We start from the raw sequence: 20,963 nt of genomic DNA on the forward strand, positions 1-20,963 counted from the left end.
GGCCGCCGCGGCAGATCGGCCACAAGACCGCCGGAGACAACCGGCTGGCCGGAAACGACGACACAGGAACTGCACACCACATGGCCACCACGGCAACCCCCTCCCGCGATGATTTCGCGGCAATGCTCGACGCGACGTTGGGCGACAGCGACGGCTTCGAAGGTCGCGTCGTCATCGGCACCGTCACTGCGATCGAAAACGATCTCGCCGTCATCGACGTCGGGCTGAAGAGCGAAGGCCGCGTCTCGCTGCGCGAATTCGCCGCTCCCGGTCAGAAGGCCGAGCTGAAGGTCGGCGACGAAGTCGAAGTCTATGTCGACCGCGTCGAGAACGCCCAGGGCGAAGCGATGCTCTCGCGCGATCGCGCACGCCGCGAAGCCGCCTGGGACAAGCTGGAAACCGAATTCGCCAAGTCGGCCCGTGTCGAGGGCGTGATCTTCGGCCGTGTGAAGGGCGGCTTCACTGTCGACCTGAACGGCGCCGTGGCGTTCCTGCCCGGTTCGCAGGTGGACATCCGTCCCGTGCGTGACGTCACGCCGCTGATGGACATTCCCCAGCCGTTCCAGATCCTCAAGATGGACCGCAAGCGCGGCAACATCGTGGTTTCGCGTCGCGCCGTTCTCGAAGAGACGCGCGCCGAACAGCGTTCGGGCCTGATCCAGAGCCTCACCGAAGGCCAGGTGATCGATGGCGTCGTCAAGAACATCACCGATTACGGCGCGTTCGTTGACCTGGGCGGCATCGACGGCCTGCTCCACGTCACCGACCTTAGCTACAAGCGCGTCCAGCATCCCTCGGAGATGCTCAACATCGGCGACACCGTCCGTGTCCAGATCATCCGCATCAATCGCGAGACGCAGCGCATCAGCCTCGGCATGAAGCAGCTCGAGAGCGATCCGTGGGAAGGCGCGAGCGCCAAGTATCCGGTCGGCGTCAAGCTTGCCGGCCGCGTGACCAACATCACCGAATACGGCGCCTTCGTCGAGCTGGAAGCGGGCATCGAGGGCCTGGTCCACGTCAGCGAAATGAGCTGGACCAAGAAGAACGTGCATCCCGGCAAGATCGTCTCGACCTCGCAGGAAGTCGAAGTCGTCGTGCTCGAGGTGGACGAGGACAAGCGCCGCATCAGCCTCGGTCTCAAGCAGGCCCAGGCCAATCCGTGGGACAAGTTCGCCGAGGATCACCCGGTGGGCTCGACCGTCGAAGGCGAAGTGAAGAACGCGACCGAGTTCGGCCTGTTCATCGGCCTCGACGGCGACGTCGATGGCATGGTCCACATGTCGGACATCGCCTGGGGCATCTCGGGCGAGGACGCGCTCAACCTGCACCGCAAGGGCGAGACCGTTCAGGCCGTCGTCCTGGCCGTTGAGCCCGACAAGGAGCGCATCAGCCTCGGCATGAAGCAGCTCGAGCGCGGCGCACCGGCAGCGGGCGTCCCGACGAGCGGCAGCGGCGTCAACAAGGGCGCGATCGTCACCGTCAGCGTGCTCGAGGTCCGCGATGCCGGACTCGAAGTGCAGGTCGGCGAAGACGGTGCGACCGGCTTCATCAAGCGTACCGATCTCGGCCGCGATCGCGACGAGCAGCGTCCGGAGCGGTTCCAGGTCGGCCAAAAGTTCGACGCGATGGTTACCGGCTTCGATCGTTCGAAGAAGCCCACCTTCTCGATCAAGGCGATGCAGATCGCCGAAGAGAAGCAGGCAGTTGCGCAATATGGCTCGTCCGACTCGGGCGCGTCGCTGGGCGACATTCTTGGCGAAGCCCTCAAGGCACGCGGCGGCAGCAACGAGTGACCTGCCTACCCGCCGGGGAGCGCAACCGCGCTCCCCGGCGTCGGCCACCGGCAAGTGAACATCCGCAAATCTTCTGGTTGATGAAGATTAGGTTTCACGGCTAAGGGTCGCCAAAGGGTCGCAGCGTCGCCCGGTCGCAAAACAGATCGGTGGCGCTCCAGGGAGAGCGTGAATGATCCGTTCCGAGCTTGTACAACTGCTGGCTGACGACAATCCGGAGCTCTCGGCCCGGGAAGTCGAGAAGATCGTCTCCGTGTTCTTCGACGAGATCGTGCAACGGCTGGCAGAGAACGGTCGAGTCGAGCTTCGCGGCTTCGGTGCCTTCTCCACGCGATCGCGCGACTCGCGCGTGGGCCGCAATCCCCGCACCGGCGAAACGGTGACGGTGAGCGCAAAGCGCGTGCCCTATTTCAAGCCCGGCAAGGAAATGCGCCTTCGCCTCAACGTCTAGGCCATTGACGCCTGCGCCCGCCTTGGGCTTGCGTTGCCCGCGCGCGGACGTGGCGAAATCGGTAGACGCAGCGGACTTAAAATCCGCTTCTCGCAAGAGAGTGCGGGTTCAAGTCCCGCCGTCCGCACCAGCGCGCAACACCCATTGTGCGACCTGTCGCCGAGTTGCCGCGGTGGCATCGGCGGGAAGCGCATCCGGCGGCCATGCGGCGACTGCCTCGATCTCCAGCGACAGCCTGGGCACGACGACCACGTCGGCGACGTGGAACAGCTGCACCGTGTCCCGCTTATGGTTGGGGCGGTGGAAATACTCCTCGAGCCAGGTCACGCTGCCGTGGGACACGAGACCGATCTCCTCGCGTAGCTCACGCAGCATCGCGGACTCCGCCGCCTCCCCCGCCTCCCACCCACCGCCGGGCAAATGCCACCCCGGGACATAGCTGTGCCGGACCAGCACGACCCGACCGTCCGGCGTGACGGGAATCGCGCGCACGCCACGCGTCACCGGCCGCACGACGAACCAGTAAAGCCGGCGTAGCCCATGCGAGAGCCACATGCCGGCGCGTATCAGCCGGGCCGCACCGTCGCTGCGCTCGTGCCGGGAAATGGAAGATGGCATTGTTTCGATCCTATGGCGGCTGCGCCGGCCGGCCAAGCTGCTTCTCGACAGGTTGCCGCCGACAGCCCAAGTTGGCAGGACCAAGCCATGGTCGTACAGCTCCGTCGTCTCCAGCAGCGGATATCCTGATGAATCGCCTGCCCCTGCCGATCGCGCTTGCGCTGGCACTGGCAGCGGCAGGATGCGGCGAACCACGGCCTGACGATGTGCCGGTGGTGGCGAGCGCGATCGGCGGCGAAGCGGAAGCCGCCAATCCCAGCCGCGAGCCGCTGGAATTTCCCGAGGCGGTGTTTCTCTATGCGACCGCTCAGGGGTTGGTACGCTTCGACAGCAATGGCCAGATCGTGGCCGGGCTTGCCGAGCGCTGGATCGTGATCGACGAGGGGCGCAGCTTCATCTTTCGGCTGCGCGACGCCGAATGGCCCGACGGCAGCGAAGTGACTGCGCAGCAAGTGGTGCGTGCACTCCGCCGTGCAACGGCCTCCAACAGCAGGAACCCGCTGGCACCGTATCTGGAGGTGGTCGACGAGATCGTCGAGATGACGCCGCGAGTCATCGAAGTGCGGCTGCGGCGCTCGCGCCCTGATCTGCTGCAGCTTTTCGCTCAACCCGAAATGGCGATTGTCCGACCGCAGACGCTTGGCGGCACCGGCCCCTTCCGCGTGGAGGAAGACGAGCAATCGGGGGTTCTGCTGCGCCCCGCGATCGATTCGGAGCGCATCGCGGAAGAGGGATATGAGGGCCCCGGCCCGGCGGAATTCGTGCAGCTCCACGGGGAGCGCGCCGCGCTGGCGCTGGCGCGCTTCGCCGCGCGCAAATCGGATCTCGTGCTCGGCGGGACGTTCGTCGATTGGCCGCTGGTGGGAGCGGCAGGCATTGCTCCGGCCAATATCCGCTTCGATCCCGCCCTGGGGCTGTTCGGCCTGGCCGTCGTCGAGCAGGACGGCTTTCTTGCCGAACCGGAGAATCGAGCGGCCGTGGCAATGGCGATCGACCGCGACGCGATCGTCCAGCGCGTGCTGCCGGAGCGAACGCCGGTCACCACGCTGCTCCCGGAACAGCTCGACTCCTCTGCCGCTCCCGCCGTGCCGCAATGGGCAGCACTGACGCTCGAGGAACGCCGGGCCCGCGCACGGGCACGAGTCAGCGTGTGGAGACAGGAGGCGGAAGTGGATTCGGTGCGGCTCCGAGTCGCACTTCCGGAGGGGCCGGGCGCCACGATGCTGTGGGCGCATCTTGCCGCCGACCTGCGGTCGATCGGAATCGAAGGCGAACGCGTGGCGATGCGTGCCGATGCGGACCTGCGGCTGATCGATGCAGTGGCCCCCTATGACAGCGCGCGCTGGTTCCTGGTGACCGCATGCCGCCTGTGTTCGGAAGATGCGGAACTGGCGGCGGAAGCGGCACGCGACGCGCCGACGCTGCAAAACCGCGCGCAACGAATCGCCGAGGCCGATGCGCTGCTGAGCGCCGAGCACGTATTCATCCCTATCGCCCAGCCGCTGCGATGGTCTATCGTGGCGCTCCGTCTGGACGCCTGGCAGAGGAACTCCCGCGCCTGGCACCCGTTGGATCAACTGCGAAACGACAGCGAGTGAGGGACCGATGGCACGCCCCACGCGAATGGCTTCCAGCACGATCCGGAACGCCGCACGCAGCATTCCTACCGGAACCGACCCTGCGGCGGTTCGCCGCCGAGTCGACGGGATGCACCAGCTGCTCGAGCGCAGCTTCAAGATTCCGGGCACCAACCAGCATGTCGGGCTGGACGCACTGATCGGGCTGATCCCGGTCGGCGGCGACCTCATCGGCGCCATGCTGGGCTTTTACATGGTGTGGGAAGCGCGCAACCTGAAGATGTCCAGGATGGCGATGAGCCGGATGGTCGGCAATGTCGCGCTCGATTTCCTGCTCGGGCTCGTGCCCGGAGTGGGCGACGCGGCCGATTTCTTCTTCCGCTCCAACACCCGCAACGTGCGGATCATCCGCAAGCATCTCGACCGGCACTATCCTTCCACAGCCACCGTAGGGCAGTAATCAGGCCGCGCCGAAATCGAGGCCGATGTCGGCGGCCGGCGCCGACTGAGTGATCCGGCCGACACTGATGAAACTGACTCCGGTCTGCGCGATCGCTCCGATCGTTTCGAGCCGCACGCCGCCCGAGGCTTCGCTCGGCACCCGCCCGTCGATCCGCATGACTGCCTCGCGCAGCATCTCCGGCATCATATTGTCGAGCAGCAGATGCGTCGCCCCGGCATCGAGCGCGGGCGCGATCTGATCGAGCCGATCGACCTCGACGATGATCCGTTCAATGCCCGCGGCGACCGCACGGCGCACCGCCTCCCCCACCGATCCGGCGACGGCGACATGATTGTCCTTGATCATCGCCGCGTCCCACAGGCCCATGCGGTGGTTGGTCGCGCCGCCCATCCGAGTCGCGTATTTCTCGAGCATGCGCAGCCCGGGCAGCGTCTTGCGCGTATCGAGCAGAGTCGCGCCGGTGCCGGCGATGGCATCGACATAGCTTCGCGTCAGCGTGGCGATTCCCGACAGATGCTGCACCGTGTTCAGCGCCGAGCGCTCGGCCGTGAGCAGCGCGCGGGCACGACCGCGCAGCCGCAGCAGATCCGCCCCCGCCGCGACGCGCGCGCCATCCTCGACCAGTCGCTCGATCGCGACGTCGGGATCGAGCGCGCGGAAAAAGGCCTCGGCGATCGGCAGGCCGGCGACGGTGATCGCCTCGCGGCTGTCCATCACGCCTTCGAAGATCGCATCGGCCGGGATCACGGCATGCGAAGTGATGTCGCCGCCCGCGCCCAGATCCTCGGCCAGCGTCGCCGCCACGAAGCCGTCGAGATCGAATCGGTCGAGCACGAATTCGCCCTTAGCTTCGCAGTTTTCGCGCGAATCCTGAAACAAAGTTGCGTCGGCAGCGGCCTGCGGGTCGGTCATCGCTCTGCCATGGCATATCGCGCGCGTGTAGGACAGCGGCGCCTCAAGCGGCCGGCGCGAAGCGTTCGACCGCGCCGCGGACCCGGGCGAGCGCAGGCCCTTCGAGCACCGTTTCGGCCTGCGCCAGCAGCAGCCGCGCTTCGCAGCGGAGCTGATCGACACGTGCCGCCGACGGCCCGCCGGCGGCCACCGCTTCGAGCGCGTCGACGAAACTGACCGCCGCCAGCGGATTGGCGGCAGCAGAAGCCCTCACTTCGCCAAAGGCGCGACGGAGGAAATGATCGAAATCGTCGACGAGCGCATGGACTCCGCGCGTGCCATAGCGATTGCCGTCGGCATCCGTGCCGAGATCGCGCCGCGCCAGCTGTGCCGTCACTGCCGAGAGCCAGTGCAGGCAGGTGATCGCCGTGAACGGATCGTTGATTCCCGGCGACAGCGCACGCAGCGCGATCTCCACCAGCTCGTCGATCGAGAATTCGATGTCCTGGCTTGAGGTGCGGCTCTCACCCAGCGCGAAGGCGCGGCGCAGCTGCTGCTCGACGCCCTCGCCTATCGTGCCGTCGACGTGAAGCAGGGGCATTTCGGAATGGATGAAATCGCCCGAACGCACCGCCAGCCGGACCTGCACGCCCTGCCGCTCGCACACGTCGCCGAGCGTTTCGAAATCAATGATCTCGATATAGCCGGCGCGACCGGCGCGGATCGGCGCTCCCCGTGCGCCATAAGGCTCGATCAGCGGAGTACCGCGATCGGGATCGGGATAGCGCGCCTCGATGTCGTGCAGCGCGCGGCGACCGATGCTGGCGACCACGCGATTGATCCGGATGCTGTCGGGCACGTGATGGAGGAAATAGACGAGCACCGCGACCGACAGCAATGTCAGGAGAAATGCCGTCACCAGCGACAGTTCGGGCACGAAGCCGCCGACGCTGCGCATGCCGAACCGCCCCGCCTCGTCCGGCTGGTGCACCGTTCGCAGGACGAGCAGGCAATAGACGAAGGTCGCGATGAAGACGCCGAGCGAGAGCTGGTTGCCGCGATCGGTCATGAAATTGGTGAGCAGCCGCGGACCATAGTTGCCCGAGGCATAGACCACCGCCGCGATGGTGATCGCGAACACCGTGCCCGCGACCGAGATCATCGATCCGGCGATGGTCGAGAGCAGCGCCCGCGCGCCGTCCGGCGTCGAATCGTGCAGCCAGCTGACCCCCTCCGCCCAGCCGTTGTTCAACTGCCGATCCACCGCATAGGTGGCGAAGGACAGCAGAATGGCGGCGAGCGTGAGAACGGTCGGAAGGAACCAATAGCTGGCGTTGAGGCGCAGTGCGATTTGGCGGAGCCAGGCTTTCATGCTGCTGGAACGTGGCGGAGGCGAAACGGTTGCCCGGCACGCGGGAACCATCGCAGCGCCGGGACCATTGGCCCGGCATGCAAATCGTCCCGGCAAAGCTGCGCGATCCGATTCGACTGGGGCTGCAAAGCGCGATCGGGGGCATCGCCGCCTATCTGATCTGCCGATGGGTGGGGCTGAACCAGGCGAGCTGGAGCTGGGGCGTGATCTCGGCGCTGTTCGTGGCGCACCAGAATCTCGACGCGACCGCAGTGGCCGCAGCCGGCCGGATCGGCGCGGCGCTGCTCGGCACCGTGGTGGGGCTGGCGACGGTGCTGGCGTTCGGCGGCGAGGATCTGACGCTGCTGCGCCTCGCGGTTGCGGCGATCCTGCTGAACGGCATAGCCACCGCGCTGCCCAATTTCCGCTTCGGCGTGGTGGCGGCGGTGATCATCGCGCTCGAACCCGATCCCGAAATATTGGGCGGGGCGATCGATCGCGCGGCGGCGATCCTGATCGGATCGGTGACCGGGGCCGCCGGCGCCTTTCTGGTGTGGCCGGAAAGCGCGGCGAAGCGCGCCATGCGCCCGATCCGCGCCGCGATCGGCGAGTGCCGGAACCTGCTGACCGCCGAAGTCGAAGTGCTGACCGGCGACGGCGAGCGGGAACTCGATCCGATCCATCGCCGCTTCCTCGACAACATCCGCACCGCGCGCGAGCTGACCGACGGGATGCGCCTGCACCGCACCGCCGAGAACATGCCGGTCGAAGCGCTCGTCCCCGCCGTGCTTCAGCTGTGGCACACGCTGATCATCCTCGACCGGCTGCGCGAGCGGCAAGGCGATCCGCTGGGCACCGATGCGCCGCTGAAGGATGCGATCGGGGAGGTTCGCGAGAAAGTGTGCGCCTTTCTGGAGCCGCCCGACAGCGGCGAGGCGACGGCCCATGCGGACCCGGCACGCGCGGCGATCGATCGCGCGATCGACGCGACGCAGGCGCGGCGCGACGACGAGGACGCCCGGGCGTTCACCTTCGCTTTGCGCGAACTCGATTCGGACCTGGAGAAGCTGGAGGAACTGTTCCGCAAGCGCGCCAGCACCGCATGAGCGCCGGCGCCGCGACCGGGCTCAGTCGCCGGTGACGGGAACCGGCCCCAAGTCGCCCATACCGACGGTGCCGCTCGCCATCGCGAGCATGCGGTCGAGGCTGGTCTGCGCCTTGAGCCGCAGATCCTCCGCGATTTCGATCCGCGGCTCGAGGTCGCGCAGCGCGACGTAGAGCTTCTCCATCGTGTTGAGCGCCATATAGGGGCAGATATTGCAGTTGCAGTTGCCGTCGGCACCCGGCGCGCCGATGAAGGTCTTTTCCGGCACCGCCTTTTCCATCTGGTGGATGATGTGCGGCTCGGTGGCGACGATCAGCGTGTCGCCGGGAAAGCTCTGCGCGAAATTGAGGATTCCGCTGGTCGAGCCGACATAATCGGCGTGGTCGAGCACGTGCGGCGGGCATTCGGGATGCGCCGCGACCGGCGCGTCGGGATGCTGCGCCTTGAGCTTGAGCAGCTCGGTTTCGCTGAACGCCTCGTGGACGATGCACACGCCCGGCCAGAGCAGCATGTCGCGCCCGGTCTTGCGCCTGAGATAGCCGCCGAGATGCTTGTCGGGGCCGAAGATGATCTTCTGGCTCTCCGGAATCTGGCTGAGGATCTTTTCGGCCGAGGAGCTGGTGACGATGATGTCGCTGAGCGCTTTCACTTCGACCGAGCAGTTGATGTAGGTGAGCGCGATGTGATCGGAATGCTGCGCGCGGAAGGCGGCGAACTGATCGGGCGGGCAGCTGTCTTCGAGGCTGCAGCCGGCATCCATGTCGGGCAGGACGACGATCTTCTGCGGGCTGAGCACCTTGGCCGTTTCGGCCATGAAGCGCACGCCGCAAAACGCGATCACATCGGCGTCGGTCTCCGCCGCCTTGCGGCTGAGATCGAGGCTGTCGCCCACGAAATCGGCGATGTCCTGAAGCTCGGGCTTCTGGTAATAATGCGCGAGGATGACGGCGTTGCGCTCCTTGCGCAGCCGATCGATCTCGGCGCGCAGGTCCAGCCCCGCCAGCGTACCGCCAATGCCCTCGCGTGCGTCCATTTCCATTCCCTTGATTGCCCACCGCACATGGCGTGCGGCGCGCGGCGGATCAAGGCATGAGCGGAAGCGGCGGGAATTCGAACGGCGGCAAGGCGGCGCCCGGCTGGCCCGCCGTGACCAAGCCGTGCAGCCAGAGTGCGGCGCCGCTCGCGACGATCAGCCCGATCAGCGCGCGCACGGCCAGGATCGTGCCGATCCCCCACCACCAGGCGGGATGGACCCGGCCGCTGCGCCGCCAGTCCGCCACCACGCCCGCCAGCGGAAAGAGCAGCACGAGGACGAATTCGAGGATGCCGGCATGGGGGACCAGCAGCGCCAGCGGAAGCAAGCGCCCCAGCCCCGGCCCCACGAGCATCGCCATGCCGCAGAAATGCAGCCTCTTGTGCCAGGCGCTGTGCCGCCGCAGCACGATAGCGGCAGTCGACAGCGCGGCGAAAGTATAGACAGTGAGCGGCGCCATCACGAGGAAATAGGCGGGGCGATAGACCGGCGCCGCGCGACCGAGCCGCACCGCCTCGACCGCGACGATCGTGCCGACCACCACCATCGCCACCATCCAGCCGGCGGCAATCCAGCCGAGCCGCCGGTGCCAGGCGATCGACCCCGAAGTGGCGAGCATCGTCTGAGTCACATAGAGCACGACCCAGCCGAAGAAGACGACGCCATGCGCATGCACGATCGCGGGCGCCGAGAAGCTCGACCGGCCGAAGGCGAGATGCAGCGAGAAGCCCGCGACGAGCACGAAGGCCATCGCAAAGGCGCCGAACAGGAAGAAGCGATTATCGTCCGCAGCGAGCGGACCCCGACCAACAACCGTAGCCATCGATGCAGACCCCCTGCAGAGGTGCGCATCCTACACGATGTGAAGATATCCGGAAAGCGATTCGATCATTGCCCCTGCGCCGACTGGCGGTTCGCCAGCACGTCGCGGATCGAGGGGGAGACGTCCCATTGCTCGCGATCGCCGCTGCGCTCGTCGGGGAAATAGACTTCGACATTCGCTTCGACGCCAACCGCGCGCAGCGGCATCGCGAAGCTGCGCTCGACCGCCCGGCGCGTCGCGTCGCGGGCGAGCCGCATCGGCGTTTCCTCGCGCGCCTGGCGGACGAGCTCGCGCTGCGCCGCCTGGCGGTTGGCCTCGTCGAGCTTGTCCTCGGCGTCGGTCAGCCGCATCAGGATGCCGCCCTCGTCATATTCGCGGATCGCGTCGAGATCGACGTCGGGGCCGACCACTTCGATCGGTGGCAGGGTGATGCGCAGCGTGTTGCTTTCGGCATTCCACTGGACATCGTCCTGATCGAGCCTGGCGAGATCGACTTCGTAGCGGACCATGCCGGGCATGATGAGCGTCTTGCGCGCAGTGAGCCCCAGCCGGCTCTGGCGCGAGGTGACCACCGCGACGTAGCGCGCGGCGAAGGTGGAGAGCCGGTTCTGCTCGCGCAGCCCCTGAAGACTGGCGGCGGCGACCGTCACCGGATCGGGATCGAGCTTCTGCTCGACATAGTCGCGGCCGAACCACAGCAGCAGCCCACTGACGACGGCGAGCGCCAGCAACACCCCCAGGAACGTCGAGCATCCACGCCTCATGCCGCCATCCTCCAGCTTTCTCCGTCGCGGGCGACCAGTCCGCGGCCGTTGAGATCGATAAGATGCGCAAGCACCGATCGTTCCGCCGCGCCGATCAATCGCGGATCGAGCCCGACATACATGCGCTGGACCAGCGCGGGGACGTCGCGGCCCTCCTCGCGCAGCAGGCGGAGGATCTGGCCCTCGCGCTGCTTGCGATGGCCGATCAGGCCGCGCACGAAGCGGCGCGGATTGCGCACTTCGGGACCGTGGGCGGGATAATAGACCTGGTCGTCGCGCTCCAGCAGCCGCTCCAGGCTGGCGAGATAGGCAGTCATGTCGCCGTCGGGCGGGGCCACCACCGTGGTCGACCAGCCCATCACATGATCGCCGGTGAAGAGCACGCCGCGCTCGTCGAGCGCGAAACACAGATGGTTCGAGGTGTGGCCGGGGGTGGCGATCGCCGTGAGCGCCCACCCCTCGCCGGCGACCTGCTCGCCATCGGCCAGCACGCGATCGGGCGCATAGGCGGCGTCGAACGAAGCATCGGCGCGCGGGCCGAGATCGGCGACCGCGAGCGGCGCGCAGCCGATCACCGGCGCGCCGGTCGCCGCCTTCAGCGCGGCGGCGGCGGGGCTGTGGTCGCGATGGGTGTGGGTGCACAGGATGGCGCGAACCGGCCGATCGGCGATCGCCGCCAGCAGCGCGGCGACATGCTCGGGCTCGTCGGGGCCGGGATCGATCACCGCAAGATCGCGGGTGCCGACCAGAAAGCTCTGCGTTCCGGTGTAGGTATAGGGCGACGGGTTCGGCGCCAGCACGCGCGCGACCATCGGCTCGACCTGCTCCGCCACGCCGGGTGAGGCTTGCGTCATGGCCCGGAGATGGCGGTTTCGCGCCCGCTAGACAAGGGCATGCGCCGGCCGCGAACACGATCGGGGCCGGCCGCCCGAAGGAAAGCGACCGGCCCCGGAGGGTGTCTCGCGCTCAAGGGGCAGAGCGGGAGAACCCCCTCCCCCTCTCAATCGTCGCTGCGCGACTCGGCTTCGATCTCGGCGATCGCGGCGTCGAGATCGGCGAGTGCCTCGGCCCGCTGCTCGGCGGTGAGTTCGGGATCGCTGGCGACCCGGGTGCGGGCATGGGCCACCGCGCGGCGGGCATGGGCAAGCGCCTCGACCTTCGCACGGGCGGCATCGGCCTCGGCGCGCGCCGCCATCACCTGGATGCGATCGGTGCAGATGCGGATCACCTGGCGGTCGCCTTCGGTGCTGTGGGTGACGATTTCGTCGCGCTCACCGCCCGAGGTGCCGCAGTTCAGTTCGCGGACATCGGGAATGCTGCGGCGGATCGCCTCGGCATCAACCATCGCTTCGCCGGTCTGGATCGTGCGGATGCGATAGACGCTCGCGCCTTCCATATCGGGCGCTTCGGGAGCCTCCGGCGCCTCGGGAGCCTCCGGCGGCTCGGGCAGGTCGCCATGCGGCAGCGCGGGAGGCGCAGGCGGCGCGGGCGGCACATCCTGGAGCGCGGCGAGATCGACGCCGATCGTGCGGCCGACCTTGTCGCGGATCGTCTCGGCGGCCTGGGTGCCCGAGGCGGTGAGGCCAAGCGCGGCGAGCGCCAGGGCCAGCCCGCCCGCGCTTCCGGCGGCGAGACGCGTGGGGGATGTCTTGTTGGTCTTCGAAAGCATGCGGAGCCTCCCTTTGAGTTCGTTTATCGTGTGCAAGTGACATGCCGCCGAGACCGCGCCCCCATGCGCGGACTTGACGATCGCACGGCCATAGGCATGGCGCAGTGCCTGGGCGCGGCCGGAGAGCACGAGTGCGTCGCAGGCCATTTCCTGATCGGCGCGGAAGGCGCGGAACGCGCGCCAGGCGACCGGATTGAACCAGTGGAGCGCGAGGATCACGAGCGCGACCCAATTGGCGATCAGATCGCCGCGGACGTGATGGCCAAGCTCGTGGGCCAGCGCGAGATCCTGCTCGAGATCGTCGTAGCGCTCGGAAAAGTCGCGCGGAAAGGCGACATATTTGTGGAAGATGCCGAAGGCGAGCGGGCCATGGGCGGCGTCGGTCTCGATCACACGGACGCGCCCCCCGGCGACGGTGCGGTCGATCCGCGCGCGCGCCAGCAGCCGGCTGCAGAACAGGCTGTGCGCGACGAGATGATAGAGCAGGAACCCGGCGGCGCCGACCGCCCAGGCGCCGCCGAGCAGCGCGAGCCAGTCGATCGCAGGCGCTTCCGCGGCTGCCCCGGTGCCGGCCGACAGCGGCTCGAGCACATAGACGGTGACGATGTCGCCCGCCGCGGCGACGGGCACCGCCGCCTGCTCGCGCCAGCTCTCCGGCAGCGGCGGCAGGACCATGCGCGCCGCCGGAAGCAGCCACAGCGCATAGGCCATGCCCGCCCCGAAGGCGCGGCGCACGGGCGCACGGATCGCGAGCACCAGCAGCATCAGCAGCGTGGTGGCGAACAGCGTTTCGACGGCCCAGGCAATCATTGCTTGAGATCCTTCAGCAGCGCTTCGATTTCCGAAATGTCCTGATCGGTGAGCGCGTCGCGCTCGGCGAGATGCGCGACCAGCGGCGTCAGCCTGCCGCCGAACAGCCGGTCCATCAGCCGGCGCGATTCGCCGGCGACATAATCGCCGCGCTGCACGAGCGGCCGGTAAAGATAGCGGCGGCCCTCCTCCTCATGCGCGATGATGTTCTTGGCCAGCAGCCGCCCCAGCAGCGTCTTGACGGTGTTGGCGCTCCAATCGCGTTCGGGCGCCACGCGCTCGGCGACTTCCTGTGCGGAGAGCGGCGAACGCTCCCACAGCACTTCCATCACGGCGTGTTCGGCATCGCTGATTCGTTCGGTCATGCGTCCGTCCCTCTTTCGACTACATCTGTAATCCATGTTTACGCATGTAGTCAATGGGGCTGAACGCGGGCTGAACGACTCGCAGGCGCAACGACGCGGCAGCGGCGAGCGTGGCGGCGCCGCAACTGTCGGAAAGGTTTACAGCAGAACGCGCAGCGGCGGGCGCGTTAACCATCGCATCGGCGGATTTCCGTGCGCGCCGCGAATTGGCACGCAGGCTGCATCGGTTGGAATACCCGAGCGTTTCAACGCTTCAGCAGGGCGGGTCGACCAGCTTTTACCGGTCTCGCGTCGACCCGCCCGCCCCCGGGTTTCCCGGCCACAGACGGATCGCGCGGCAGCGTCGCTCAGGAAGGGGCGACGCCCTTTTCGGTCATCAGATCGGCCAGTTCGCCCGATTCGTACATCTCCATCATGATGTCCGATCCGCCGACGAATTCGCCCTTCACATAGAGCTGCGGGATGGTTGGCCAGTCCGAAAAGGTCTTGATGCCCTGACGGATGCCCTGATCCTGCAGCACATCGACGCTTTCGAAGGAAACGCCGAGATGATTGAGGATCGCGATCGCGCGGCTGGAAAAGCCGCACTGGGGAAAGAGCGGGCTGCCCTTCATGAACAGCAGGACGTCGTTCGAATCGACGAGTCCCTGGATCCGCTGCTGCACGTCGTCGGTCATGGCTTTACTCCTGTACGGGCGCCTGCGTGGTGAGCTGAAGCGCATGCAGTTCGCCGCCCATCCGGTCGCCGAGCGCCGAATAGACGGCGCGCTGCTGCGCCACGCGCGACATTCCGCGGAACCGCTCGCTCACCACGCGCGCTGCATAATGATCGCCGTCACCGGCAAGATCGGTGATCTCGACCTGGGCGTCGGGAAACGCCTCCCGGATCAGCGCCTCGATCTGGTCGGCCGGCATCGGCATCGGATTACTTCGCTTCCATCAGCTGGCGGCGCGCCTCGACGAGCTGCTCGTCGACGGCCTTGCGCACCGTCGCCTCGTCGATGTCGACACCGGCGGCAGTGAGATCGCCCACCAGCTTGCGGATCACGTCCTCGTCGCCGATTTCCTCGAAATCGGCCTGGACGACCGCCTTGGCATAGGCATCGGTCTCTTCGGGCGTGAGCCCCATCTTGGAGGCGGCCCACTGGCCGAGCAGCCGGTTGCGCCGCGCGATCACGCGGAACGCCATTTCCTCATCGCGTGCGTACTTTGCCTCGAACGCCTTTTCGCGATCGTCGAAACTGGTCATGCGCAATCCCTGCCCCGTGTGAAACCAATCCAAGCGAGATAGGAGGGCGCGGAAGCGAAGGCAACGGGGCACACGGGGCATGGGGGTGACCCATAACGGCAGCCTATCCGCTAGCGCCTCAATAGCGGACGTTCGGTCGCAGAGCGTCGAGCCCTAGGAGCGGACCTCAGTAGGCACCCAGTCCTCGGGAAGCCGGTTCCAAGGCTGGTCCGTGAAGCGCGCCGCCATTTCCTCCTTGATGCGTCGTTCCCGCCAAATTGGGCCCCCAACATGCCATTCGGCTTCTTCGGCGCCGAAGTCGGCGGTCAGCCGTGCCGGAATGTGTTCGCCGGCATCCCATACAGCCATCAACTCCATGCTCTGTATCGCTGAGTCTTCCACTCGGGTGTCGTAGGCCACCCGGTCTCCCACCCAAACGGTCACAGTAAGTGTGCCGACCGGCCACTGAACCGAGGGGCGCGGTGCAACAAGTTCTTCCACAACGGGAAATCCGCCGAGCTTCTTCCATCGACCCGTTCGCAAAGCCCTGGTGATCGAAGGATAAGCTACGCTAATCACACTCATGATTTTGGCAGCTAACACATCGCTGGGCGCTGACGGTTCTAGATCGCGCCGCCGAAAAAAACCGACCATCTTCTCCGGCGTGATCTGCCCGTAGTAAGTCCATCCAGCCTCACCAGTGACTGCGTAAAGCGTCCCGGCGGTCATATCGGCGCGAGCTGTCGGCTTGGCTTCAAACATGTCGGGATGGTGATCGGGGAAGCGGGTTCGGTCAACGTCTGCAACCGCCTCACTATACGTGAAAGCTACCCGTCCGCTTTCCACCAACCTCGGACGTTCTGCCCTTAGTGCCGAAAGCGGCCGTTCATGCGTTCACGACCTAATCCGCCACCCGCACCACCAGCTTGCCGATCGCCTTGCGCGCGGCCATTTTCGCAATGGCATCGCCGCCGTCGGCGAAGGCGAACACCTCGGTCACCTTCGGCGCGATCCGGCCTTCGCTCCAGAGCCGGAACAGCCGCTCGACATGGTCCTGGTTCGCCTTCGGATCGCGCGCGGCGAAGGCGCCCCAGAACACGCCGCACACGTCGCAGCTCTTGAGCAGCGTGAGGTTGAGCGGCAGCTTGGGAATGCCGGCGGGGAAGCCGACGACCAGATAGCGGCCCTCCCAGGCGATCGAGCGCAGCGCGGGCTCGGCATAGTCGCCGCCCACCGGATCGTAGATCACATGCGCGCCTTCGGGACCGACGGCATCCTTGAACTGACCGGCGAGCGCCTTCGACTGATCCTTGTCGAACGGCGCGCGCGGATAGACGAGCGTGGCATCGGCGCCGGCATCGCGCGCGGCGGCGGCCTTTTCCTCGGACGAGACGGCGGCGACGACTCGTGCGCCGAACGCCTTGCCGAGCTCGACCGCGGCGAGGCCCACGCCGCCCGCCGCGCCCAAAACGAGCAGCGTCTGCCCCTCGACCAGCTTTCCGCGATCGAGCAGCGCGTGGATGGTGGTGGCATAGGTGAGGAGCAGCGCGGCCCCTTCCTCGAAGCTGCGGTTCTCCGGCAGGCGGTAGAGCCGATCGGCCGGGACGACGACCTTTTCCGCTAGGCCGCCGTGGCCGGTGGTGGCGATCACGCGATCGCCGACCGCCCAGCCCGAAACCCCCTCGCCCACCGCCGCGACCGTGCCGGAGATTTCGCTGCCCGGCGCGAAGGGGCGCTGCGGCCGGAACTGATATTTATCCTCGATGATGAGGACGTCGGGATAGTTGATCGAACAGGCTTTGACGGCGACCAGAACCTCGCCCTTGCCCGGTGCGGGGTCGGGGAGCTCTTCGAGCGTCAGAGTTTCAGGTCCGCCCGGGGCTTTCGAGAGAAGTGCTTTCATGGCCAGTCTCCACCGCGATCCAGGGCCGCTGCGTGGCGACCCGGGTTTCGAAATTCGAAATCGCGGTATCCTTTGCCAGTGTGAGACCGATCTCGTCCAGCCCCTCCATCAGACAGTGGCGACGAAAGGGATCGAGTTCGAAGTCGAACCGGTCCTGAAACGGCGTGGTGACCGTCCTCGTCTCGAGATCGATCGCGATCGGATGCTCGCGCGCGACCGCGACCAACCGATCGACCGCCTGCTGCGGCAGTTCGACCGTGAGGATGCCGTTCTTGAACGCGTTACCCGAGAAGATGTCGGAAAAGCTGGGCGCGATCACGGCGCGGACGCCGAATTCGGCCAGCGCCCAGGCGGCATGCTCGCGGCTCGAACCGCAGCCGAAATTTTCCCCGGCGATCAGGATCGGCGCGCCGGAATAGCGCGGATCATCGAAGACGTTATCCGGATCGGCACGCACCGCTTCGAACACGCCACGGCCAAGGCCGGTGCGGCGGGTGGTCTTCAGCCAATGGGCCGGAATGATGAGATCGGTGTCGACATTCTCCGCACCCCAGGGATAGGCGCGGCCCTCCACCGTGCGGATCGGCGCGTTCGGCATACCCCGATCAGCGCGCCGTGACGGAGCGGTCCGCCGCGTCCGCGCCATCGGCAGGCGCATCGCCATAGAGTGCGGCGCCGTCCACCTGCCGCGCAGTGGCGGCATAGGCAGCGGCGATGCCGCTGACGATCGTTCCCGCAACCAAAATCATCAATGCGCGCTTCATGATCACTCCCCCGAACCGGATCGCTGCGCCACGAGATCACGAACATCCGCCAGACGGCCGGTGACGGCAGCGGCAGCGGCCATCGCCGGAGACAGCAGGTGAGTCCTCGCCCCAGGACCTTGCCGTCCTACGAAATTCCGGTTCGAAGTTGAAGCGCAACGTGCGCCCGGGGGCACTTTGTCCGGGTTCATGGCGAGACACATCGAACAGCCCGGCTCGCGCCACTCGAACCCCGCCTCGACGAAGATGCGATCGATCCCCTCCGCCTCGGCCTGGCGCTTGACCAGCCCCGAACCGGGCACGACCAGCGCCTGGCGCACGCCGTCCGCCACGCGGCGGCCGCGCAGCACGTCGGCGGCGGCGCGCAGATCCTCGATCCGGCTGTTGGTGCACGATCCGATGAAGATGTGGCTGACCGGAATGTCCTGCATCGCCGTGCCGGGTGCGAGACCCATATAGGCAAGCGACTTGCGCGCGGCCTCGCGCCGGGCGGGATCGTCGAAACCTTCGGGATCGGGGACATGGCCGGTGACCGGCACGACGTCCTCCGGGCTGGTGCCCCAGGTGAGCGAGGGCGCGATGTCGCCCGCATCGATGCGGACGCTGCGATCATAGGCTGCGCCGGGATCGCTGGGCAGCGTGCGCCAATAGGCGAGCGCGCGCTCCCATGCCTCCCCCGTCGGCGCCATCGGGCGGCCCTTCAGATAGGCGTAGGTCGTCTCGTCGGGCGCGATCAGCCCGGCGCGCGCGCCGCCCTCGATCGACATGTTGGCAATGGTGAGACGCCCCTCGACCGACATCGCCCGGATCGTGTCGCCGGTATATTCGATGACATGGCCGGTCCCTCCCGCCGCGCCGATCCGGCCGATCACCGCCAGGATCACGTCCTTGGGGGCGACGCCGAAGCCGAGCGCGCCTTCGATGCGCACTTCCATCGTCTTCGACTGTTTGAGCAGCAGCGTCTGCGTCGCCAGCACATGCTCGACTTCGCTGGTGCCGATACCGAAGGCGAGCGCACCGAGTGCGCCGTGCGCGGCGGTGTGGCTGTCGCCGCACACCAGCGTGGTGCCGGGCAGCGTGAACCCCTGTTCGGGGCCGACGACATGGACGATCCCCTGCGCGGCGGCGAGCGCGTCGATATAGTCGATGCCGAAATCGGCGGTGTTGCGCCGCAGCGCCGCGAGCTGCTCGGCGCTGGCGGGATCGGCGATCGGCAGCGGCGTGCCGTCCGCCGCGACGCGCGCCGTGGTCGGCAGATTGTGATCGGGAACGGCGAGCGTGAGATCGGGGCGGCGGACGCGGCGGCCGGCGGCGCGCAACGCCTCGAACGCCTGCGGGCTCGTCACTTCATGGACGAGATGCCGGTCGATGTAGATCAGGCAGGTGCCGTCGTCGCGGCGATCGACGACGTGATCGGCCCAAATCTTCTCGTAAAGAGTGCGGGGTGCGCTTGCCATGACGCTGCGGCTTTAACCGAATCGTGCGCGCCCGCAAGCGCTGCGGCAACAAGCTTGCCCAATCCGCGGCGTGGCCGCGGCCGGACCACGACCGAAGGGAGCGGCCTCCCCTCGACCAGCAGCGTCGCGTTCACGGACTCCTCAGGCGGCGGCAAGCGCCTCGTACCGCGCCGTGGTCTTCGCCGCGACTTCGTCGGCAGTCACGCCGGGCGCGAGCTCGATCAGGCGGAACGGACTGTCGTGATCGGGGCGCTGGAACACCGCGAGATCGGTGACGATCATGTCGACCACATTCTTGCCCGTGAGCGGCAGCGTGCATTCGGGGATGAACTTGGGGCTGCCGTCCTTGGCGGTGTGCTCCATCACCACGATGATCTTCTTCACGCCAGCCACCAGGTCCATGGCGCCGCCCATGCCCTTGATCATCTTGCCGGGAATCATCCAGTTGGCGATGTCGCCGCCCGCGCTGACTTCCATCGCGCCAAGCACGGTGAGGTCGATATGGCCGCCGCGGATCATCGCGAAGCTCTGGTCCGATCCGAAATAGACCGACTGGGGCAGCTCGCTGATCGTCTGCTTGCCGGCGTTGATGAGATCGGGATCGACCTGATCCTCATAGGGGAACGGCCCGATGCCGAGCATGCCGTTTTCCGACTGGAGCGTCACTTCGACACCGTCGGGAATGTGATTCGCCACCAGCGTCGGGATGCCGATGCCGAGGTTCACATAGAAGCCGTCGCGCAGTTCCTTCGCCGCGCGGGCGGCCATTTCGTCACGAGTCCAGGGCATAGCTCACTCCTCGGCCGGATCGGCCCATTGCAGGTTCGGCGGGAATATCTCTTCATAGCCTCCCGTCACGCCCGCGCCGTAGACGGGATTGGGCAAGAGGAACCAGCCGGTTCCCCACATCGGCGCGATCATCGTCTGCGCAGCGAGATTGCGCCGGATGCGCGGCGGCGCATCGCCGCTGTTGAACAGATCGCTGAAATCGCCGAGCTGATCGCCGACCATCGCGACGACGCAATAGCGCTCGGCGATGGCCCAGCGCCGCGCGTCCTTTGCGCTGCCGCCGGGCGCGTCTCCCTTAAGCCACAGCGTGTCGCCATGCACCGCCTCGCCCAGCCCGGCAGCCCGCAGCGCGGCGGCCGTGCCCTCGGCATTGGCCGATGCGCGATTGCTGTTGAAGATCACCGCAACCTCGCGGCGCCGCATCGCCTCGATCGTCTCGACGGCGCCCGGCACCGCCTCGACCTGGCCGGCGCCGGTCGCTTCCCAGCGGCTCCAGCGATCGGGATCGAACCCGGTGCCCCGGCGCGCGTCATCGGCCTCGTAGCCCGTGTTCAGCAGCACGGTTTCATCGACGTCGAACACCACCGCGAGCGGCTTGCCGGCGCATGGAACGAAGGTCATCCGCTCGAGCGTCGCATCGGAGGCGAGCACCACGCTGGCGACATCCTGCCCGGCCAGACGGTCGAGCACCCGATCGTCCACATAACGCCACAGCGCCTGATAGGTCTGGATGCTGATCGCCGCGGCCTCGGCCGAGCCGTAGAGGAACTGCATTCCGCCCGGCACCGCCACCTCGGCCGGGCGTGCGGCAGCGGGTGCCGTAGCAGCGCGCGGAACCGCGCCGTCGGGCGGCGGAAGCTGCCCGGCCCCAATGATCCGAACGACCTGCCCGTCCTCGGTGCGAAACTCGCGCCCGACGAGATCCTCGGCACGGACAGCGGAGCCGGGCTGCGCCGTGGGTTCCGCGCGTCGCGGCGCATCCTGGCCCTCGGAGAACTGGTTGCGCAACACCGTGGCGCCCGCCAGCACGGGCAGCGCGGCCGCCACGCAGCCCGACAGCACCGGCGCCCCGATCAACAGCAATCCGAAGCGCCAGACGCGCATCGCGG

Annotated in this window: 24 protein-coding genes and 1 tRNA gene; 6 read left to right on the forward strand and 19 right to left on the reverse strand. The window is 67.3% G+C overall.

Annotated elements, in window-relative coordinates; all coding sequences use genetic code 11:
- Window positions 1–80: 80 nt before the first annotated feature.
- From rpsA to H7V21_RS05095, 3 genes are all read left to right on the forward strand, one after another.
- Window positions 81–1,793 carry a 30S ribosomal protein S1 gene (rpsA, locus tag H7V21_RS05085; protein WP_188056370.1) on the forward strand — a complete coding sequence of 571 codons (1,713 nt, stop codon included), beginning with the start codon at window positions 81–83 and terminating at the stop codon, window positions 1,791–1,793.
- Between the two features lie 172 nt (window positions 1,794–1,965).
- Window positions 1,966–2,244 (forward strand): integration host factor subunit beta, encoded by a 279-nt coding sequence (locus H7V21_RS05090; protein ID WP_188055779.1) that lies wholly within the window; start codon window positions 1,966–1,968, stop codon window positions 2,242–2,244.
- A gap of 43 nt (window positions 2,245–2,287) precedes the next feature.
- Window positions 2,288–2,374: transfer RNA gene (locus H7V21_RS05095), tRNA-Leu, on the forward strand.
- Here the strand turns inward: H7V21_RS05095 and H7V21_RS05100 are convergent.
- Entirely contained in the window at window positions 2,353–2,862 is a 510-nt protein-coding gene (locus H7V21_RS05100; protein WP_262504015.1) for an NUDIX domain-containing protein, read from the reverse strand. The two genes, H7V21_RS05095 and H7V21_RS05100, sit on opposite strands and share 22 nt — an antisense overlap.
- A gap of 128 nt (window positions 2,863–2,990) precedes the next feature.
- Here H7V21_RS05100 and H7V21_RS05105 point away from each other — a divergent pair, with 128 nt between their 5' ends.
- Window positions 2,991–4,460 carry an ABC transporter substrate-binding protein gene (locus H7V21_RS05105; RefSeq protein ID WP_188055780.1) on the forward strand — a complete coding sequence of 490 codons (1,470 nt, stop codon included), beginning with the start codon at window positions 2,991–2,993 and terminating at the stop codon, window positions 4,458–4,460.
- Between the two features lie 7 nt (window positions 4,461–4,467).
- Window positions 4,468–4,899, forward strand: a complete 432-nt coding sequence (locus tag H7V21_RS05110; RefSeq protein ID WP_188055781.1) for a DUF4112 domain-containing protein — start codon at window positions 4,468–4,470, stop codon at window positions 4,897–4,899.
- Here the strand turns inward: H7V21_RS05110 and nadC are convergent, their stop codons facing one another.
- Together nadC and H7V21_RS05120 are read right to left on the reverse strand one after the other, a co-directional pair.
- Complete coding sequence (gene nadC / locus H7V21_RS05115; protein WP_188055782.1) at window positions 4,900–5,814, reverse strand: carboxylating nicotinate-nucleotide diphosphorylase; 915 nt, start codon at window positions 5,812–5,814, stop codon at window positions 4,900–4,902.
- A gap of 43 nt (window positions 5,815–5,857) precedes the next feature.
- A complete protein-coding gene (locus tag H7V21_RS05120) occupies window positions 5,858–7,165 on the reverse strand; it encodes a DUF2254 domain-containing protein (protein ID WP_188055783.1) in 1,308 nt (435 codons plus the stop codon).
- Window positions 7,166–7,242: 77 nt separating this feature from the next.
- Here H7V21_RS05120 and H7V21_RS05125 point away from each other — a divergent pair, with 77 nt between their 5' ends.
- The gene (locus H7V21_RS05125) at window positions 7,243–8,250 is read left to right on the forward strand and encodes an FUSC family protein (RefSeq protein ID WP_188055784.1); all 1,008 of its coding nucleotides are present in this window, start codon (window positions 7,243–7,245) and stop codon (window positions 8,248–8,250) included.
- 21 nt (window positions 8,251–8,271) lie between these two features.
- Here H7V21_RS05125 and nadA read toward each other — a convergent pair whose 3' ends face one another.
- From nadA to H7V21_RS05205, 16 genes are all read right to left on the reverse strand, one after another.
- Entirely contained in the window at window positions 8,272–9,282 is a 1,011-nt protein-coding gene (gene nadA / locus H7V21_RS05130) for a quinolinate synthase NadA (RefSeq protein ID WP_188055785.1), read from the reverse strand.
- Window positions 9,283–9,331: 49 nt separating this feature from the next.
- Window positions 9,332–10,105 carry a hypothetical protein gene (locus H7V21_RS05135; protein ID WP_262504016.1) on the reverse strand — a complete coding sequence of 258 codons (774 nt, stop codon included), beginning with the start codon at window positions 10,103–10,105 and terminating at the stop codon, window positions 9,332–9,334.
- Between the two features lie 65 nt (window positions 10,106–10,170).
- Entirely contained in the window at window positions 10,171–10,869 is a 699-nt protein-coding gene (locus H7V21_RS05140; protein ID WP_188055786.1) for a DUF4230 domain-containing protein, read from the reverse strand.
- Window positions 10,866–11,723, reverse strand: coding sequence for an MBL fold metallo-hydrolase (locus H7V21_RS05145; protein ID WP_188055787.1), 858 nt, complete (start codon window positions 11,721–11,723; stop codon window positions 10,866–10,868). The genes H7V21_RS05140 and H7V21_RS05145 overlap by 4 nt, the downstream gene beginning before the upstream one ends.
- A 146-nt stretch (window positions 11,724–11,869) precedes the next feature.
- On the reverse strand, window positions 11,870–13,348 hold the full coding sequence (locus H7V21_RS05150) for a M56 family metallopeptidase (RefSeq protein ID WP_188055788.1): 1,479 nt from the start codon (window positions 13,346–13,348) through the stop codon (window positions 11,870–11,872).
- Entirely contained in the window at window positions 13,345–13,713 is a 369-nt protein-coding gene (locus tag H7V21_RS05155) for a BlaI/MecI/CopY family transcriptional regulator (protein ID WP_188055789.1), read from the reverse strand. Before H7V21_RS05155 ends, H7V21_RS05150 begins: the two co-directional genes overlap by 4 nt.
- 347 nt (window positions 13,714–14,060) lie before the next feature.
- Window positions 14,061–14,390 (reverse strand): Grx4 family monothiol glutaredoxin, encoded by a 330-nt coding sequence (grxD, locus tag H7V21_RS05160; RefSeq protein ID WP_188055790.1) that lies wholly within the window; start codon window positions 14,388–14,390, stop codon window positions 14,061–14,063.
- A 4-nt stretch (window positions 14,391–14,394) separates the two neighbouring features.
- Window positions 14,395–14,634 (reverse strand): BolA family protein, encoded by a 240-nt coding sequence (locus H7V21_RS05165; RefSeq protein ID WP_188055791.1) that lies wholly within the window; start codon window positions 14,632–14,634, stop codon window positions 14,395–14,397.
- Window positions 14,635–14,638: 4 nt separating this feature from the next.
- A complete protein-coding gene (locus tag H7V21_RS05170) occupies window positions 14,639–14,962 on the reverse strand; it encodes a DUF1476 domain-containing protein (RefSeq protein ID WP_188055792.1) in 324 nt (107 codons plus the stop codon).
- 153 nt (window positions 14,963–15,115) lie between these two features.
- The gene (locus H7V21_RS05175; RefSeq protein WP_188055793.1) at window positions 15,116–15,703 is read right to left on the reverse strand and encodes a hypothetical protein; all 588 of its coding nucleotides are present in this window, start codon (window positions 15,701–15,703) and stop codon (window positions 15,116–15,118) included.
- 139 nt (window positions 15,704–15,842) lie between these two features.
- On the reverse strand, window positions 15,843–16,844 hold the full coding sequence (locus H7V21_RS05180) for an NADPH:quinone oxidoreductase family protein (RefSeq protein WP_188055794.1): 1,002 nt from the start codon (window positions 16,842–16,844) through the stop codon (window positions 15,843–15,845).
- Entirely contained in the window at window positions 16,807–17,442 is a 636-nt protein-coding gene (gene leuD, locus H7V21_RS05185; RefSeq protein WP_188055795.1) for a 3-isopropylmalate dehydratase small subunit, read from the reverse strand. Before leuD ends, H7V21_RS05180 begins: the two co-directional genes overlap by 38 nt.
- Window positions 17,443–17,449: 7 nt before the next feature.
- On the reverse strand, window positions 17,450–17,608 hold the full coding sequence (locus tag H7V21_RS05190; protein WP_188055796.1) for a hypothetical protein: 159 nt from the start codon (window positions 17,606–17,608) through the stop codon (window positions 17,450–17,452).
- 2 nt (window positions 17,609–17,610) lie between these two features.
- The gene (leuC, locus tag H7V21_RS05195) at window positions 17,611–19,065 is read right to left on the reverse strand and encodes a 3-isopropylmalate dehydratase large subunit (protein ID WP_188055797.1); all 1,455 of its coding nucleotides are present in this window, start codon (window positions 19,063–19,065) and stop codon (window positions 17,611–17,613) included.
- Between the two features lie 141 nt (window positions 19,066–19,206).
- Window positions 19,207–19,854 carry a CoA transferase subunit B gene (locus tag H7V21_RS05200; protein WP_188055798.1) on the reverse strand — a complete coding sequence of 216 codons (648 nt, stop codon included), beginning with the start codon at window positions 19,852–19,854 and terminating at the stop codon, window positions 19,207–19,209.
- Window positions 19,855–19,857: 3 nt separating this feature from the next.
- Complete coding sequence (locus H7V21_RS05205) at window positions 19,858–20,958, reverse strand: HAD family acid phosphatase (protein ID WP_262504066.1); 1,101 nt, start codon at window positions 20,956–20,958, stop codon at window positions 19,858–19,860.
- Window positions 20,959–20,963 lie beyond the last annotated feature (5 nt).

Origin of the sequence: Sphingosinithalassobacter sp. CS137, from assembly GCF_014334115.1 — a bacterium.
GTDB lineage: Bacteria > Pseudomonadota > Alphaproteobacteria > Sphingomonadales > Sphingomonadaceae > Sphingomonas.

Coding starts and splice junctions, on each gene's coding strand:
- H7V21_RS05145 (WP_188055787.1), bottom strand. CDS start 11,723: ATGACGCAAGCCTCACCCGGCGTGGCGGAGCAGGTCGAGCCGATGGTC.
- H7V21_RS05135 (WP_262504016.1), bottom strand. CDS start 10,105: ATGGCTACGGTTGTTGGTCGGGGTCCGCTCGCTGCGGACGATAATCGC.
- H7V21_RS05155 (WP_188055789.1), bottom strand. CDS start 13,713: ATGACCGAACGAATCAGCGATGCCGAACACGCCGTGATGGAAGTGCTG.
- nadC (WP_188055782.1), bottom strand. CDS start 5,814: ATGACCGACCCGCAGGCCGCTGCCGACGCAACTTTGTTTCAGGATTCG.
- H7V21_RS05110 (WP_188055781.1), top strand. CDS start 4,468: ATGGCACGCCCCACGCGAATGGCTTCCAGCACGATCCGGAACGCCGCA.
- H7V21_RS05175 (WP_188055793.1), bottom strand. CDS start 15,703: ATGTTTGAAGCCAAGCCGACAGCTCGCGCCGATATGACCGCCGGGACG.
- H7V21_RS05165 (WP_188055791.1), bottom strand. CDS start 14,634: ATGCCGATGCCGGCCGACCAGATCGAGGCGCTGATCCGGGAGGCGTTT.
- H7V21_RS05100 (WP_262504015.1), bottom strand. CDS start 2,862: ATGCCATCTTCCATTTCCCGGCACGAGCGCAGCGACGGTGCGGCCCGG.
- rpsA (WP_188056370.1), top strand. CDS start 81: ATGGCCACCACGGCAACCCCCTCCCGCGATGATTTCGCGGCAATGCTC.
- H7V21_RS05125 (WP_188055784.1), top strand. CDS start 7,243: ATGCAAATCGTCCCGGCAAAGCTGCGCGATCCGATTCGACTGGGGCTG.
- H7V21_RS05105 (WP_188055780.1), top strand. CDS start 2,991: ATGAATCGCCTGCCCCTGCCGATCGCGCTTGCGCTGGCACTGGCAGCG.
- leuD (WP_188055795.1), bottom strand. CDS start 17,442: ATGCCGAACGCGCCGATCCGCACGGTGGAGGGCCGCGCCTATCCCTGG.
- grxD (WP_188055790.1), bottom strand. CDS start 14,390: ATGACCGACGACGTGCAGCAGCGGATCCAGGGACTCGTCGATTCGAAC.
- H7V21_RS05150 (WP_188055788.1), bottom strand. CDS start 13,348: ATGATTGCCTGGGCCGTCGAAACGCTGTTCGCCACCACGCTGCTGATG.
- leuC (WP_188055797.1), bottom strand. CDS start 19,065: ATGGCAAGCGCACCCCGCACTCTTTACGAGAAGATTTGGGCCGATCAC.
- H7V21_RS05190 (WP_188055796.1), bottom strand. CDS start 17,608: ATGAAGCGCGCATTGATGATTTTGGTTGCGGGAACGATCGTCAGCGGC.
- H7V21_RS05205 (WP_262504066.1), bottom strand. CDS start 20,958: ATGCGCGTCTGGCGCTTCGGATTGCTGTTGATCGGGGCGCCGGTGCTG.
- H7V21_RS05180 (WP_188055794.1), bottom strand. CDS start 16,844: ATGAAAGCACTTCTCTCGAAAGCCCCGGGCGGACCTGAAACTCTGACG.
- H7V21_RS05090 (WP_188055779.1), top strand. CDS start 1,966: ATGATCCGTTCCGAGCTTGTACAACTGCTGGCTGACGACAATCCGGAG.
- H7V21_RS05170 (WP_188055792.1), bottom strand. CDS start 14,962: ATGACCAGTTTCGACGATCGCGAAAAGGCGTTCGAGGCAAAGTACGCA.
- nadA (WP_188055785.1), bottom strand. CDS start 9,282: ATGGACGCACGCGAGGGCATTGGCGGTACGCTGGCGGGGCTGGACCTG.
- H7V21_RS05200 (WP_188055798.1), bottom strand. CDS start 19,854: ATGCCCTGGACTCGTGACGAAATGGCCGCCCGCGCGGCGAAGGAACTG.
- H7V21_RS05140 (WP_188055786.1), bottom strand. CDS start 10,869: ATGAGGCGTGGATGCTCGACGTTCCTGGGGGTGTTGCTGGCGCTCGCC.
- H7V21_RS05120 (WP_188055783.1), bottom strand. CDS start 7,165: ATGAAAGCCTGGCTCCGCCAAATCGCACTGCGCCTCAACGCCAGCTAT.